14 protein-coding genes are annotated in these 14,549 nt (G+C 64.4%); 6 read left to right on the forward strand and 8 right to left on the reverse strand.

What is annotated here, in order from left to right; genetic code table 11:
• Nucleotides 1-427: NAD(P)-binding domain-containing protein (locus CIC12_RS05645; protein WP_168662965.1), on the reverse strand; the 427-nt coding region annotated here is incomplete at its 3' end.
• 215 nt (nt 428-642) lie between these two features.
• Here CIC12_RS05645 and CIC12_RS05650 point away from each other — a divergent pair.
• The gene (locus CIC12_RS05650; RefSeq protein WP_168662968.1) at nt 643-849 is read left to right on the forward strand and encodes a dodecin; all 207 of its coding nucleotides are present in this window, start codon (nt 643-645) and stop codon (nt 847-849) included.
• Between the two features lie 225 nt (nt 850-1,074).
• On the opposite strand, the gene CIC12_RS05655 is transcribed toward CIC12_RS05650, so the two are convergent.
• The 4 genes from CIC12_RS05655 to CIC12_RS05670 all read right to left on the reverse strand — a co-directional run bounded on the left by CIC12_RS05655 (nt 1,075) and on the right by CIC12_RS05670 (nt 5,974).
• A complete protein-coding gene (locus tag CIC12_RS05655) occupies nt 1,075-2,169 on the reverse strand; it encodes a BMP family ABC transporter substrate-binding protein (protein ID WP_168662970.1) in 1,095 nt (364 codons plus the stop codon).
• Nucleotides 2,170-2,227: 58 nt separating this feature from the next.
• The gene (locus CIC12_RS05660; protein ID WP_168662972.1) at nt 2,228-3,157 is read right to left on the reverse strand and encodes an ABC transporter permease; all 930 of its coding nucleotides are present in this window, start codon (nt 3,155-3,157) and stop codon (nt 2,228-2,230) included.
• An 18-nt stretch (nt 3,158-3,175) separates the two neighbouring features.
• A complete protein-coding gene (locus CIC12_RS05665) occupies nt 3,176-4,291 on the reverse strand; it encodes an ABC transporter permease (protein WP_168662974.1) in 1,116 nt (371 codons plus the stop codon).
• An 81-nt stretch (nt 4,292-4,372) separates the two neighbouring features.
• Nucleotides 4,373-5,974: an ABC transporter ATP-binding protein gene (locus tag CIC12_RS05670; RefSeq protein ID WP_168662976.1), complete on the reverse strand. Its 1,602-nt coding sequence runs from the start codon at nt 5,972-5,974 to the stop codon at nt 4,373-4,375.
• A 250-nt stretch (nt 5,975-6,224) separates the two neighbouring features.
• On the opposite strand from CIC12_RS05670, the gene CIC12_RS05675 reads away from it, so the two are divergent.
• A complete protein-coding gene (locus CIC12_RS05675; protein ID WP_006051768.1) occupies nt 6,225-7,157 on the forward strand; it encodes a LysR substrate-binding domain-containing protein in 933 nt (310 codons plus the stop codon).
• 83 nt (nt 7,158-7,240) lie between these two features.
• Here CIC12_RS05675 and CIC12_RS05680 read toward each other — a convergent pair whose 3' ends face one another.
• Nucleotides 7,241-8,638, reverse strand: coding sequence for an 8-oxoguanine deaminase (locus CIC12_RS05680; protein WP_168662978.1), 1,398 nt, complete (start codon nt 8,636-8,638; stop codon nt 7,241-7,243).
• Nucleotides 8,639-9,154: 516 nt separating this feature from the next.
• Here CIC12_RS05680 and uraH point away from each other — a divergent pair.
• The 4 genes from uraH (at nt 9,155) to CIC12_RS05700 (ending at nt 12,881) form a co-directional block, all read left to right on the forward strand.
• The gene (gene uraH / locus CIC12_RS05685) at nt 9,155-9,508 is read left to right on the forward strand and encodes a hydroxyisourate hydrolase (protein WP_121317819.1); all 354 of its coding nucleotides are present in this window, start codon (nt 9,155-9,157) and stop codon (nt 9,506-9,508) included.
• 296 nt (nt 9,509-9,804) lie between these two features.
• Nucleotides 9,805-10,998 carry a urate hydroxylase PuuD gene (locus CIC12_RS05690; protein WP_168662980.1) on the forward strand — a complete coding sequence of 398 codons (1,194 nt, stop codon included), beginning with the start codon at nt 9,805-9,807 and terminating at the stop codon, nt 10,996-10,998.
• 270 nt (nt 10,999-11,268) lie between these two features.
• Nucleotides 11,269-11,535 carry a helix-turn-helix transcriptional regulator gene (locus tag CIC12_RS05695; protein WP_168662982.1) on the forward strand — a complete coding sequence of 89 codons (267 nt, stop codon included), beginning with the start codon at nt 11,269-11,271 and terminating at the stop codon, nt 11,533-11,535.
• Nucleotides 11,532-12,881, forward strand: coding sequence for a type II toxin-antitoxin system HipA family toxin (locus tag CIC12_RS05700; RefSeq protein WP_168662984.1), 1,350 nt, complete (start codon nt 11,532-11,534; stop codon nt 12,879-12,881). The genes CIC12_RS05695 and CIC12_RS05700 overlap by 4 nt, the downstream gene beginning before the upstream one ends.
• 107 nt (nt 12,882-12,988) lie before the next feature.
• Here CIC12_RS05700 and CIC12_RS05705 read toward each other — a convergent pair whose 3' ends face one another.
• Nucleotides 12,989-13,501: an ureidoglycolate lyase gene (locus CIC12_RS05705; protein WP_168662986.1), complete on the reverse strand. Its 513-nt coding sequence runs from the start codon at nt 13,499-13,501 to the stop codon at nt 12,989-12,991.
• Entirely contained in the window at nt 13,498-14,511 is a 1,014-nt protein-coding gene (gene alc, locus CIC12_RS05710) for an allantoicase (protein ID WP_168662988.1), read from the reverse strand. The genes CIC12_RS05705 and alc overlap by 4 nt, the downstream gene beginning before the upstream one ends.
• Between the last annotated feature and the right edge of the window lie 38 nt (nt 14,512-14,549).

Here is a 14,549-nt window from a genome sequence, read left to right on the forward strand (position 1 = left end):
ACACAGGTGCATCGATCCAGCCGATGCGCGCCCCACCCACGCCCTCCTGCGCAGCTGCGGGCATCGATGCGAACGAAGCGGCCAGCGCCGCCGCGCGCTGCGCGAACGCGCGCGTCGCAGCCGGCGGAATGCTCGAATGATCGACGATCCAGCGCAGCCGGACCGCTTTGGCCGCGTCGCCGCTCAACAGTCCCGTGGCGCCGAACACCGTGTGCTCCACCGCCGCCGCGTCGGCGACGCACAGCAGCACCGCTTCGCAGCGCAGCGCCATCTCACGCGGCGTATCGGCGACGCGCGCGCCTTCCGCCATCAGCGCTTCGGCCTTTGCCCGGGTGCGATTCCACACATGCACGGTATGCCCCGCGCGCAGCAGATGCCGGATCATCGGCGCGCCCATCAGGCCGGGACCGCAAAAACCAATTTCCACTTTCGAACCTCGTCGGCTATCGGAATGAGTTGCGCGGACATGATAACGAACCCGCGCCGTCACCGGCTACCGGGCACACGACGTGCGGCACTCCCCGTCGATGGGCCGCTCACGTGCCGCGTTTGCCAGCGCGTTTGCCACCGCGTTTGCCGCATGTGCCGCGTTTCCCGTTGCCTATACTTTCTGGACACCAACGAAGACCAAGGAGGAATCTTATGTCAGACCACGTCTACAAACAGATCGAACTGACCGGCTCGTCGACGGTATCGAGCGACGACGCCGTCAAGACCGCGATTGCCAAAGCGTCGAAGACCTTGCGCAATCTGCACTGGTTCGAAGTCACGGAAACACGGGGCCAGATCGAAGACGACAAGGTCGCCTACTGGCAGGTGACGATCAAGGTGGGTTTGCGGATCGAATAAACGCGATGGCGGCAACCGGCGCTTTGCGTCGGCGCGCGGTGACAGGCAAGGGGCCCATGTGCGGCACGTGCACAAGACGCGAGGCGCCTCGCCAGTGGCCGATCCGCCAAAAAAAAGCTGCGTCCGTACTGGACGCAGCGCCTCAAGGCAGCGGTTGTGGTGACCGCCGCCCCGTCGATCGTAAAGCGGCTCATGCGTCGCCCAGCATCGGCTGAGCGTGACGAGTTACTTCGGCAGCGAACCGTCCACGCCTTCCACATACCAGTTCAGACGTTGCAGTTCCGGATCGGTCAGCGTCTTGCCCGCCGGCACCTTCACCGCACCCGACTGATCCTTGATCGGGCCGGTGAACACGTCCCACTTGCCGCCCGCCAGTTCATCGCGCTTCGCGGCGACCTGCTTCTGCGCCTCGGCCGGAATCGCCGAGGTGTTCAGATTCTCCAGGTTGACGGCCTTCTGCGGAATGCCCCACCACACCGGATCGTTCTTCCACTTGCCGTCCAGCACCTGCTGGATCGCCGAGTTGTAATACACGCCCCAGTGCGCGACCACCGAACCGAGATGCGCCTCGGGGCCGAACTTCTTCATGTCCGAATCCCAGCCGAACGCATGCACGTGTTTTTCCGACGCGGTGGCGAGCGTCGCGCTCGAATCCGTGTTCTGCAGCAGCACGTCGGCACCCTGGCCGATCAGCGTTTCAGCCGCCTGCTTTTCCTTGCCCGGATCGAACCAGCTGTTGATCCAGATGACCTTCGTGTGCACCTTCGGATTCACCGAGCGCGCGCCGAGCGTGTACGCATTGATGTTGCGCACCACTTCCGGAATCGGCACCGACGCGACGAAGCCGAGCGTGTTGGTCTTCGTCACGTAGCCCGCGGCGACACCCGCCAGGTACGCGCCCTGATACATGCGCACGTCATAGGTGCCGAAGTTCGGCGCCTTCTTGTAGCCGGTAGCGTGCAGGAACACGGCGTCCGGGAAATCCTTCGCGACCTTCAGCTGGAAGTCCTGAAAGCCGAAGCTCGTGCCGATGATGATCTTGTTGCCCTTGTTCGCCAGATCGCGGAACACTCGCTCCGAGTCCGCCGATTCCGGCACGTTTTCGACGCGCGTGATCTTGATCCTGTTGCCGAACTTCGCTTGCGCTTCGCGCGAGCCCTGGTCGTGCGCGAAGGTCCAGCCGGCATCGCCCGGATTGCCGATGTAGACGAACGCGACGCCCGGCGCATCGGCGGCCTGCGCGGTTTGCGCGAGCGGCGCAGCAAGCGCGAGCGAGGCCGCGCCCCACGCGAAAGCGGTCAGTAAATTTCTTCTCTTCATGTTGGGTCCTGTTGTCGTTGGTCGAATAATAGGAAACGTAGGGTCGCGGGCGGCCCGATCAGCCCGCCGAGAAAAACGGCTTGCCGAGCGATGCCGGCGCATTCAGACGGATCGTGTTCGGATTGCGCGAGATCAGCACCAGCACGACGACCGTCGCGACATACGGCAGCATCGCGAGGAATTGCGTCGGCACGGGCACGCCGATCGCCTGCGCGTAAAACTGCAAGCCGGTCACCGCGCCGAACAGCAGCGCACCGATCAGCAGACGCCCCGGGCGCCACGTCGCGAACACCACCAGTGCGAGCGCGATCCAGCCGCGGCCCGAGGTCAGGTTCTCCTGCCACAGGTGCAGATTCACGATCGAATAGTAGCCGCCCGCGAGCCCGGCCATGCCGCCGCCGAAGGCCACCGCGCCGTAGCGCACGCCAACCACCGGAAAGCCGACCGAGTGCGCGACCTGCGGCGATTCGCCGACCGAGCGCAGCACCAGACCGGCGCGCGTGCGGTACAGAAACCAGCCGATCACGGCGAACATCAGGAACGCGAGGTAATCGAGCGGCGTGAGGCTGAAGAGCGCGGGCCCGAGCACGGGAATCTTCGCGAGACCGGGAATGGTCCACGTGTCGATGGTCGCGCGCACCGCGGCCGACGTGTACGGCTTGCCGACATAGGCCGACAGGCCGATGCCGAAGATCGTCAGCGAGAGGCCGGTGGCGACCTGGTTGGCGAGCATGGTCAGCGTGAGAAACGCGAACAGGAGCGACATCGCGAGACCGGCGCCAATCGCGGCGAGCACGCCGAGCCACGGGTTGCCGGTAATGGTCGTGACCGCGTAGCCGGTCACGGCGCCCATCAGCATCATGCCTTCGACGCCCAGGTTGAGCACGCCCGACTTTTCGGTGACGAGTTCGCCCGCGCCCGCGAACATCAGCGGGATTGCGGCGGTGACGGCGCTCGAGGTGAGCGCGCTGGCTTGTTGAATATCCATGGAAGTCCGGCGAAAAGATCAGTGAGCCTGTTGGTGAACGGCGGCCAGCGAGCGGCGGCGCACCCGGTAGTTCACGAACAGGTCGGCACCCAGCAGGCAGAACAGCAGGAGCCCCTGGAACACGCCGGAAAGCGCCTGCGGCAATTGCATCGAGGTCTGCACCGCTTCGCCGCCGAGATACAGCAAGGCCATCAGGAGACTCGCGAGCACGATGCCGACCGGATGCAACCGCCCGACGAACACGACGATGATCGCCGTGAAGCCGTAGCCCGGCGACCACGTCGCCTGCAACTGGCCGATCGGGCCGGCGATCTCGCCCATTCCGGCGAGGCCCGCGAGGCCGCCGCTGATCAGGAGCGAGGTCCAGATGGTTCTCTTGTCGGAAAAGCCTGCATAGCGCGCGGCAAGCGGCGCGAGGCCGCCGACGTTCATCCGGTAGCCCGCGAAGCTCTTGCGCATGAAGAGCCACACGAGCGGGATCGCGATCAACGTGACGAACACCGACGCGTTCAGCCGCGTGCCGCGCAGCCATTTCCAGTGCCAGTCGCCGTAGAGCGTTGGATAGAGCGCGTCGCCGCTGAACATTTCCGACAGCGGAAAGTTCATGCCCTGCGGGTCGCGCCACGGACCACTCACCAGATAGATCAGCAGTTGCGTGGCCACGTACGTGAGCATCAGGCTCACGAGAATCTCGTTGGTGTTGAAGCGGCTCTTGAGGAGTGCGGGAATCGCCGCCCACGCCATGCCGCCGAGCACGCCGGCGATCATCATGGTCGGCAGGATCCACCAGCCGGTGGCCTGGTCGAAGTAGATCGCGACGCCGCTCGCGGCAATGCCGCCGAGCAGCATCTGCCCTTCCGCGCCGATATTCCAGACGTTGGCGCGATAGCCGATCGCGAGGCCGAGGCCGATCAGGCACAACGGCGACGCCTTCAGCAGCAGCTCGGACCAGCCGTTCACGCTCGACAGCGGTTCGATGAAAAACGCGTGCATCGCCTGCAAGGGATCGCGTCCCACGAGGCTGAAAATCAGAAAGCCGATCGCCAGCGTGAGCAACGCGGCGATCAGCGGCACGGCGAACTGCATCGTGCGCGAGGGCGTCGTGCGTGCTTCGAGTCGATAAGGAAGAATCATGGGTAGCGTGTGATTGATTGGTTCTGGTTGTGAGGCTCGTGAGGCTCGAACGACGCGGCTCGCCCCTTCTCGCCTCGCGCTTTATGCGTGCGCCGCCTGTTCCGCCGACGGCGCCGCGCCCTCGCGCGCGCCGAACAGACCCGCCATCCAGCGGCCGATTTCCTCGGCATTGGTCGCCCCCGTCGCGCGTACCGGCGAGAGCCGGCCGCCGGCGAGCACCGCGAGGCGATCGCAGATGTCGAACAGCTCTTCCAGTTCTTCAGAAATCACCAGAATCGCGACGCCGCGCGCCGCCAGATCGAGCAACTGCTGACGGATGAACGCCGCCGCGCCGACGTCGACGCCCCATGTGGGCTGCGCGACCACCAGCACTTTGGGCGCCTGCAGGATTTCGCGCCCCATGATGTATTTCTGCAGATTGCCGCCGGACAGACTTTGCGCGAGCGCTTCCGGGCCGCCGCAACGCACGTCGAAGGCGTCGATACAGCGCTTCGCGAACGCTCGCATCGCACCCGCCTTGATCCAGCCCGAGCTCACCATCTGCTGACGATGCGCGGTGAGCAGTGCGTTCTCCGACAGCGACATGGCCGGCACCGCGCCACGGCCAAGGCGCTCCTCCGGCACGAAGCCGAAACCGAGCGCGCGCCGGCCGCCCGCGCCGAGGCGCCCGGCCGTCTTACCGCAAATCGTGACCGCGTCGGCGCGCACGCCGCGTTTTTCGCCGGACAGCGCCGAGAGCAACTCCGCCTGGCCGTTGCCCGACACGCCCGCGATGCCGAAAATCTCGCCCGCATGCACGCCGAACGACACGTCGTGCAGCGACGTGCCGAACGGGTCGTCGCTCTCCACCGACAACTGCTTCACGTCGAGCAGCACGGCGCCCGGATTGTGCTCGCGCCGCGTGTAATCGGGCAGCGAATGGCCGACCATCAACTGCGCGAGCGACGCATGCGTCTCGCCCTTCGGCTTCACGTGACCCGTCACACGGCCCCCGCGCATCACGGTCGCGCTGTCGCACAGCTCCTGGATTTCGTCGAGCTTGTGGCTGATGTAGAGAATGCTGCAGCCTTCGGCCGCCAGCCGCCGCAACGTCGCGAAGAGCTTTCTCACCGCTTGCGGCGTCAGCACCGAAGTCGGCTCGTCCATGATCAGCAGGCGCGGGTTCTGCAGCAGGCAGCGCACGATCTCGACGCGCTGCCGCTCGCCCACCGTCAGGCTATGCACGTGACGCTGCGGGTCGATGTCGAGCCCGTAGTCGGCCGAGACTTCGCGGATGCGTTGGGAAAGCGTCTTCAGGTCGAACGGTTCGTCGAGTGCGAGCGCGATGTTTTCGCCGACCGTGAGCGTCTCGAACAGCGAAAAATGCTGGAACACCATGCCGATGCCGAGCTTGCGCGCCGCCGCCGGGTTCGCGATCTCGACCACCTCGCCTTCCCAGCGAATCTCGCCGGCGTCGGGCCGCACCGCGCCGTAGATGATCTTCATCAGTGTGCTTTTGCCGGCGCCGTTTTCGCCGAGCACCGCATGGATCTCGCCCGGGGCGACGATCAATGTGACGTCGTCGTTGGCGCGCACCGCCGGGTACTGTTTGGTGATGCCCTGGAGCATCAGCCTGGGCGCCGCCTGTTCCGGCCGCGTCGCCGGCTGCGCGGCGGCGCCGTCGCTATAAGAAGAGTCGCTCATGTGATTCCGTCGTGCGTCAGTGACTACCGGTTCCGGCGCGTCCGTCCACCTCGCCGGCGGACGATCCGTCACCACAACCGGGTGACAATACCTAATTCGACCCGCTCAGTCGAGCCGTCAAAATTCCCGCAAACCCGCGCCGCAGCGCGCTCTGCGGGTATGCCACCCTTGACGACGTTTTTCGTTCATATTAAAAAGCATATACCCCCACGCCCGTTCGATCAGCCTGAACATATATTTCGGAGAAGTCATGAGCCAGCAACGCGAGGCGATCGATACGTACCTACTGCGCGTCTTGCACACCTTGTTGATGGAGCGCAGCGTCACCCGCGCGGCCGTCAAACTGAACCAGTCGCAACCTGCGATCAGCGCGGCGCTGCGCCGCCTGCGCGACATCACCGGCGACCCGCTGCTGGTGCGCGGCAAATCCGGCATGGTGCCGACCGAGTACGGCCTGCGCCTGCTCGAACCGGTACAGAACGCGCTGCGCGAAATCGAACGCATCAAGTTCCAGCAGCACAACTTCGATCCGGCGACCTCGATCCGTTGCTACCGGATCGGCTGCCCCGACTACCTGAACGTGCTGTTCGTGCCGACGGTGGTCGAACGTTTTCGCCAGGCCGCGCCGAACGCGACGCTCGAATTTCACTCGCTCGGCCCCGCCTTCGACTACGAACTCGCGCTCGAGGACGGCAAGCTCGACATCGTGGTCGGCAACTGGCCGGAGCCGCCGGAGCAACTGCATCTGTCGAACCTGTTCGTCGATCAGATCGTCTGCCTGATGAGCAACACGCATCCGTTCGCCAAACGCGGCGGCCTCACGCTCGATCAGTACCTGAACGCTCCGCATCTCGCGCCGACGCCTTATTCGGTGGGCCAGCGCGGCGCGATCGACGTGCATCTCGCGCGCGAGCGCCTGAAGCGCCACGTGGTCGTCACGTTGCCGTACTTCAATCTGGCGCCGTACGTGCTGATCAAATCCGATCTGATCTTCACAACGACGCGCCTTTTTGCCGATTACTACGCGAAGTTCCTGCCGCTGACCGTGGTGCCCGCGCCGCTCGATTTCCCGCCCATGCAGTACTACCAGCTGTGGCACGAACGCGTGCATTACTCCGACGAAGTGCGCTGGCTGCGCAGTCTGGTCGCCGAAGCGACCAGGACGTTGATCGACAAACCTTGACGCCTCGTTGCGCGGGTGGCGGGCGTGCCGTTTTTGACGATGGCATCCCCGCTCTCTCTTCCCGCGCTCCCCACTTTCCTCTTCTACGCCGCCGCCTCGTAAAGCGTCTTCGCCAGCCGGTTGTGCCGCTCGATGACCGGCCCGAGGTCGAGCGTCGTCAACTGGCCGTCTTTCACCACCACCTTGCCGCCGATCACGCTGTAGCTCACCTGTGAAGGCGCGCAGAACACCAGCGCCGCGACCGGGTCGTGCAACGCGCCCGCAAACAGCGGCTGACGCAGGTCGAACGACACGAAGTCCGCCGCCATGCCCGGCGCAAGCGCGCCGATGTCGTCGCGATTGAGCACCTTCGCGCCGCCCAGCGTCGCGATCTCCAAGGCGTCGCGCGCGGTCATCGCGTCCGGCCCGAAACCGACCCGCTGCAGCAGCAACGCCTGGCGCACTTCGGCGACCATCTGCGCGCCGTCGTTCGAAGCCGAACCGTCGACGCCCAGCCCCACCGGCACCCCCGCGAGACGCATCCGCCTGACCGGCGCAATGCCCGAGGCAAGCCGCATGTTCGAACACGGACAGTGCGCAACCCCGGTGCCCGTGCGCGCGAACAGTTCGATGCCCGCGTCGTCGAGTTGCACACAGTGCGCATGCCACACATCGCGGCCGACCCAACCAAGGTCTTCCGCATACTCGGCAGGCGTCATGCCAAACTTCTCGCGGCTGTATGCGACGTCGTTGACGTTCTCCGCGAGGTGCGTATGCAGCGACACGCCATAGTGACGCGCCAGCACAGCCGACTCGCGCATCAACTCGCGGCTCACCGAAAACGGCGAGCACGGCGCGACCACCACGCGCAGCATCGCGTAGCGGCCTTCATCGTGATACGTCTCGATCAGCCGCTGTGTATCTTTCAGGATGTCCGCTTCACGCTCAACCACCGAATCCGGCGGCAAGCCGCCGTCCTTCTGCCCCACGCTCATGCTGCCGCGCGCCGCATGAAAACGCATGCCGATCCGCCGTGCCGCCGCAATGCTGTCGTCGAGCCGGCTGCCGTTCGGATAGATATACAGATGGTCGCTCGACGTCGTGCAGCCGGACAGCAGCAGTTCGGCCATCGCCGTCAGCGTCGAGATTTCGATCATCTCCGGCGTGAGATTGGCCCACACCTTGTACAGATTCGTGAGCCAGCCGAACAGCTCGGCGTTCTGCGCGGCGGGCAACGCGCGCGTGAGGCTCTGATACATGTGGTGATGCGTATTCACGAGACCCGGGATGACCAGGTGGCCACGCATGTCGAGCACTTCGTCGGCAGTGGGCGGCAACTGCGCCGCCGCTCCCACTGCGACGATGCGGTTGTCCTCGATATACAGACCGCCGTCGCGCAGTTCGCGCCTCGCGCCGTCCATCGTGACCAGCACGTCCGCGTGCTTGACCAGCATCGTTTTCTTCGGCTTTCCCGACTGCTGTGCCGCCTGTTCCATCGTCATTCGTTTTCTCCGCTTCAATACTTCCGTGCAAAGCTGCTCGAACGCGATGTGGCGACACGCCGACCGCGCCGCCGCGTCCCGTCGAACGCCGTTGGCCCGGTTACCCGGCGTGTTCCGCCGTCTTCGGGATGCGCCGCAGCCGGTTCGTCTCCGCCGCGGCGCACAGGTGTAACCTTCGACGGCCAAAATAAGCATGGCAACTCGCGCCAATGCGATACCCAACCTCACGCTATCGATATAGTGGGCCTTTTTTGGCGCCGCTACGATCGAAGCGACGCGCAGCAATCGAACCAGGCAACTCGCTACGGCTTTCGACGGGCTGTGCAACATGCGCCAGGTATTATCTTTCCTATCTCGCGCGCGCTGAGCGGAACAACCTTTTTACAATGGCTGCCACGGCGCTCGCTTCAATTCGCCGACGGGTATGTAGCCACTGACGTGGAGCCTCGATCCGCCGCAAACGTATCTGGATCGGGCTGCCGCCGAAACCTCGCAAACACACAAGGACAATGGCGAATGGGAAAGCTCACTACCCATGTGCTCGACACCGCGAACGGCCGTCCCGGCGCGGGCATCAAGGTCGAACTCTTCGCGCTGGCGGGCGACACGCGGCGCGCGCTCAAAACCACCACCACCAATGACGACGGCCGCTGCGACGCGCCGTTGCTGGAAGGCGACGCGCTCGTCGCGGGCGAATACGAGCTGGTGTTCGGCGCGGGCGACTACTTCGCGTCGATCGGCACGAAAGTGCCCGAGCCGCGCTTCGTCGATCGTGTGGTGCTGCGCTTCGGCGTGGCCGACGCCGCTGCGCATTATCACGTGCCGCTGCTGGTGTCGCCGTGGTCGTACAGCACGTATCGAGGCAGCTAGGCGGCCAGGCGGCCAGGCGGCGTTAACGCCGGCCATGTCTGATTGCGTTGCGCAGATGCTCGCCGGCCCTTTCCTGATGCCTCGCGAGCACCCGCGAAACGCATTCGAAACGCGCGTGGCCGCTGCCGACCCGACGGACCTGAGACCCATAAAAAATCGACGCCGTGCGAACCGAGCGCACCGCGTCTTCGACCCCGCAGTCAGCGCGGTGCCCGGACGGCCCGAGATCCGTCAGACGGTCCAGCGAGGTGCTGAACGTCATCGCGCATACAACGAATCAGAAGTGGAGGAGTGTCATGGAAGGCTTTATCACCGACTGGTTGAATCTGGCGATTCGCTGGTTCCACGTCATTGCCGCGATTGCCTGGATCGGCGAGTCGTTCTATTTCGTCGCGCTCGACAACAGCCTCAAACCGCCGCAGGATCCGAACCAGCGCCGGCGCGGCGTGTTCGGCGAACTGTGGCACGTGCACGGCGGCGGCTTCTACAACATGCAGAAGTACACCGTCGCGCCGCCGGAAATGCCCGACGATCTGCACTGGTCGAAGTGGCCGTCGTACACCACGTGGCTGTCGGGCTTCGGCCTCTTCACCGTGCTGTATCTGTTCTCGCCGACCACGTATCTGATCGACAAGAACGTGCTCGACATGGGGCCGGTGGTCGCGATCGCCTCGGCGATCGGCTTCCTCGCGGCGGGCTGGATCGTGTACGACTCGCTGTGCCGCATTCTCGGCAACCGCGACAAGGTGCTCGGCATCTGCGTCGGCGTGTACGTGGTGATCGCCACGTGGCTCGCCTGCCATATCTTCGCAGGCCGCGCAGCCTATCTGATCATGGGTGCGATGCTGGCGACGATCATGTCGGCCAACGTGTTCTTCGTGATCATCCCCGGCCAGCGCAAGATGGTCGACGCGATGCTCAAAGGCAACACGCCGAACCCGATCTACGGCAAACGCGGCAAGCAACGCTCGGTGCACAACACGTATTTCACCTTGCCGGTGGTGTTCGCGATGCTGTCGAACCACTACGCGATGACCTACACGCATCCGTACAACTGGGCCGTGCTGCTGGTCATCATGCTGGCGGGCGCGCTGATCCGCCAGTTCTTCGTGATGCGCCACCGCGGCCAGGTGCTGTGGTATCTGCCGCTCGTCGGCATCGCGCTGATGTTCTGCGCGCTCTTCTGGACCATGCCGAAGCCGCTCGTGCCGCAAGCGCAGGCCGCGAACGCGCCGGCGGTCAAGGTGGCCGACATCGCGCCGGTGCTGCAACAGCGCTGCGTGGCCTGCCACTCCGCGCATCCGACGATGATGGGCAGCGCGCCGGCCGGCGTGCTGCTCGATACGCCCGATGAAATCTCACAGAACGCGCAGCGGATCTATCAGCAGGCCGTGACATTGAAGGCGATGCCGCTCGGCAACGTGACGCACATGACCGATGACGAGCGGATGAAAATCGCGGCCTGGTTCGAAGGAGGCGCGGCGAAGTAAGCGCGGCGGCCGGACGTGAAGTCCGGCTTGCCCATCGACGCAGTGGCACGAAGCGGGCTTTTCGCGCGAGCGGCAAGCCCGCTTTTTTTCTTGAGGGCATGGTTGGGGGGCATGGGTGGGGACATCCCACCAATATGTAGCCCCTAGGCTACAAAATCCCGCGAAATTGGTACAGCGTAGCCCACAAGACACAAACTTACAAAAATGATTTGTAACCGATGGGCTACAATACGAATAACAATTGTCGAAATTGATGCCTTGGGGCTACATATGACCCATCTTGCCGACGTATCGGACATGCTGAAAGCGCTACGGCGCGAAAACAACCTGTCGCAAGAAGAACTGGCGCGCCGCGCCGGTGTGGCGCGCACCACCGTCGCGCGCATGGAAACGCTCGCCCGCAACGACATGAGCGTGTCGGTGCTGCTGCGTCTGCTCGAAGCGGCCGGCTACGACCTCAAGTTCGTCGCACATGGGCACGGGCGCACGCTGGACGACATCCTCGCTGAGCAACGCAGCCCGGAGCCAAAATCATGAGGCTCGACGTCCAGGTGCTAGGCAGGAACGTCGCCACGCTGTTTCGCGAGCGCGACGACTACGTCCTCAAATACAACGCCGACGCCCGCGCCGCCGACTTCGTCAGCCTGACCATGCCGGTGCGCGAAGAAGCCTGGCGCTGGCCGCGCGACCTGCATCCATTTTTCCGGCAGAACCTGCCTGAAGGTTACCTGCTGAATCTGATCCGCGAGCAGTTCGGTCCGTTGCTCGACGGAACCGACCTGTCGCTGCTCGCGGTGGTCGGCGCGATGGGCATCGGCCGCGTCACCGTGACGCCCGAAGGCGTCGCGCCGGGCACCGAACTCCAGGCGCTCGACGTTCAGGACATCCTGCACGGCGACAACACCGCCGATCATTTCGCGCAGCTCGTGCGCGAATACGCGCGCGCCGCCATCTCGGGCGCCGTGCCAAAGTTCATCGCGCCGCAGGAACAGGCGGCCGATGCCGCCGCGCCGATGGTGCTCGGCAAGCCGACCATCCGAACGAGCCGCCACATCGTCAAAGGCTCGGACGACAGCACGCCGTTCCTCGGCTTCAACGAGTTCTATTCGATGCGCGTGCTGGAACGGCTCGGCGTCGTGCCGGTGGCGCGCACGCAGATGTCGGACGATGGCCGGGCGCTGGTCGTCGAGCGCTTCGACGTCGATGCTCAAGGACTGCCCGCGTATGGCGTCGAAGACATGTGCGGCCTGCTGGGTTTGCCGCCGCACGAAAAATACAATTCGACCAGCGAGAAAATGCTCAATGCCGCGCGCGCCTATCTGCTCGATCGCAACAGCATGCGGCAGCAGCTCCAGCAGCTCGGCTGGCATCTGCTGACGAACTACGTGGTGCGTAACGCGGACTGCCACACGAAGAACATCGCGCTGTTCTACAGCTCGGTCGACGACGTCGCGTTCACGCCCGTCTACGACATCGTCACGACGCAGGCATATCCGCGTTTCGCGGCCAATCCGCCGGGCCTGCCGATCGACGGCCGCAAGACCTGGGCAGCCGGCAAGACGCTGGAGCGTTTTTTCAACACGCGCATGGGCATCGCGCCACGGCAGTACGCACAAATGGTCGAGGCGTTGTGCGATTCGGCGGTCGCCGTCGGTCATGAGGTGATTGAAGCGGCGCGCAATGAACCGCAGTGGCGCACGGTCGCAAAGCAGATGCTGCATGCGTGGGACGACGGCATGGCGTCGTTGCACTCGCCGAAAAAAAGCCTGCAGTTCAAGGGACTCAAACCGGCAATCGAAGCCGCCGGGTTTTCCGCGGCTGAGCCGGCCCAACGGGCGCGCGAAGTGATCGGGCGCTCGCCACTGCTCGGTAAGCGAGGCTAAGGATTCGGGCGTTGTGTCGCGTGGCGCCTGAAGATGCGTTCACGCTTCAGGCTCGCGCATGCAAAAAAACCACGGCGTGCGCCGTGGGATTCTCATCGCTCATCACCTCAAATCGCCACGGCACTCAACGCATCTTCAGTCAGCCATAGCGACTCGGCCAGATCCTGCTCATTCAGGTTGAGCCCCTCACCGCCACGATCGACGACGATAAAGTCGCTCACCTCCCCCAACGCGATCAGCGGATGGTGCCACACGCCCTTCGCATAGTTGACGCCCTGCCAGCCGCTCGTGACGAACGCGCGAATCTTCGCCGCGTCCAGCTCACCCGCGGGCGCCACCACGACCAGATACGGCCTGTCGTTCAACGGCACGAACGCCTGGCTGCCGAGCGGATGACGCTCGAGCATCTTCACTTCGAACGGCAGCGTGCGCGGCTGTCCGCGAAACAGATTCACGAGCGTGCGGCCGTTCTCGTCGGTGACATCTACTTTCGCGAGATCGTGATAGCGGATCGTCGTGCCGAGGTTGATCGGAATCTGTTTCGCGCCTTCGAGTTCGATCACGTCGCCGAACGCGGCGAATGCTTCCTTCGTCAGCGGTTCGATAGCGAGCGTTTTCATGATGCGAGCGTGCCCCACAGACGCAGACGCGATACGCCGCCGTCCGGAATGATATTGAAGCGAATATGCGTGACTGGCCCGAGCGCCGCGATCTCGCTTTCGAAGAAATGCTGCTTGTCCATCTGGAGCTTCTGTTCGCCGAGCAGGACCGGCCAGAACATCGCCTGCGTGATGAGCGAGCTGTCGGTACCGCCCTTCACATACGCGGCCTGGATCGAACAGCGGTCCGGATAATTGCCTTTGAAGTGCGCCGTGTCGACTTCGATCTTACCGATCACGCCCGGTTGCGCCAATGCGACGATTGCCCAGTCGTTACCCGGCTCGCGACGGCGCCGTGTTTCCCAGCCGTCACCCATGTTCACGCCGCGGCCCGGCATCAGCAGCGTCGACGCCGCGCCGAAGTGCTGATTGTTGGCCGCGACCAGGTATGCGCCGTTTTCCATCGCGGCCAGATCGAACTGCTCGGTGCGGCTTGCGCCGGCCCAATCGACCTGCGGCTGACCGTACACGCGCAGACGCGCGATCCCGCCGTCCGGATAGATGTTCACGCGCAGGTGCGTGTACGCGTTCGCGTCGCTCACGTCGAGATAGTGGTGGCTATTGCCCTGCAACGTGGTGGACGGCACGATCTCGGTCCATTGCGTGGACTGATTCGGCGCGCCGTCGATCACGCGCGCCGCCTCCACCGATGCCGCCGGCGGAAAGTTGCCCGTGAAGTGGCTGGTGTCGAGGTCGAGCCCTTTGATCACACCAGCGCGCGCCAGCTTCACGACGCACCAGTCATAGCCGGTCACGCGCTTGCGGCGGGTTTCCCAGCCGTCCATCCATTTGCCGTTGTCGTCGTACTTGCCGGGAATGAAGACGGCCGGCTCCGGATTCAGCATGCGCTCCTTTGGGGCGAAGAAATCGTCGCTCGACTCGAGCGCCTGCGCGCCCAGACGCGGGTCCGCCAGGTTCACATAGCGGCGCGTGAATTCCGGTGCGTTGGGGTCGAGAATCGGGAGTGCCATCGTTGTCGTCCTTGATGTGAAGGTGCTGGAAAAACGTT

The organism is Paraburkholderia sp. SG-MS1 (genome assembly GCF_012275575.1).
Classification (GTDB): Bacteria; Pseudomonadota; Gammaproteobacteria; order Burkholderiales; family Burkholderiaceae; genus Paraburkholderia.

Bases quoted from the DNA above. Each gene is read 5' to 3' on its own strand.
- CIC12_RS05650 (WP_168662968.1), top strand. From the start codon at position 643: ATGTCAGACCACGTCTACAAACAGATCGAACTGACCGGCTCGTCGACG.
- CIC12_RS05655 (WP_168662970.1), bottom strand. From the start codon at position 2,169: ATGAAGAGAAGAAATTTACTGACCGCTTTCGCGTGGGGCGCGGCCTCG.
- CIC12_RS05660 (WP_168662972.1), bottom strand. From the start codon at position 3,157: ATGGATATTCAACAAGCCAGCGCGCTCACCTCGAGCGCCGTCACCGCC.
- CIC12_RS05665 (WP_168662974.1), bottom strand. From the start codon at position 4,291: ATGATTCTTCCTTATCGACTCGAAGCACGCACGACGCCCTCGCGCACG.
- CIC12_RS05670 (WP_168662976.1), bottom strand. From the start codon at position 5,974: ATGAGCGACTCTTCTTATAGCGACGGCGCCGCCGCGCAGCCGGCGACG.
- CIC12_RS05675 (WP_006051768.1), top strand. From the start codon at position 6,225: ATGAGCCAGCAACGCGAGGCGATCGATACGTACCTACTGCGCGTCTTG.
- CIC12_RS05680 (WP_168662978.1), bottom strand. From the start codon at position 8,638: ATGACGATGGAACAGGCGGCACAGCAGTCGGGAAAGCCGAAGAAAACG.
- uraH (WP_121317819.1), top strand. From the start codon at position 9,155: ATGGGAAAGCTCACTACCCATGTGCTCGACACCGCGAACGGCCGTCCC.
- CIC12_RS05690 (WP_168662980.1), top strand. From the start codon at position 9,805: ATGGAAGGCTTTATCACCGACTGGTTGAATCTGGCGATTCGCTGGTTC.
- CIC12_RS05695 (WP_168662982.1), top strand. From the start codon at position 11,269: ATGACCCATCTTGCCGACGTATCGGACATGCTGAAAGCGCTACGGCGC.
- CIC12_RS05700 (WP_168662984.1), top strand. From the start codon at position 11,532: ATGAGGCTCGACGTCCAGGTGCTAGGCAGGAACGTCGCCACGCTGTTT.
- CIC12_RS05705 (WP_168662986.1), bottom strand. From the start codon at position 13,501: ATGAAAACGCTCGCTATCGAACCGCTGACGAAGGAAGCATTCGCCGCG.
- alc (WP_168662988.1), bottom strand. From the start codon at position 14,511: ATGGCACTCCCGATTCTCGACCCCAACGCACCGGAATTCACGCGCCGC.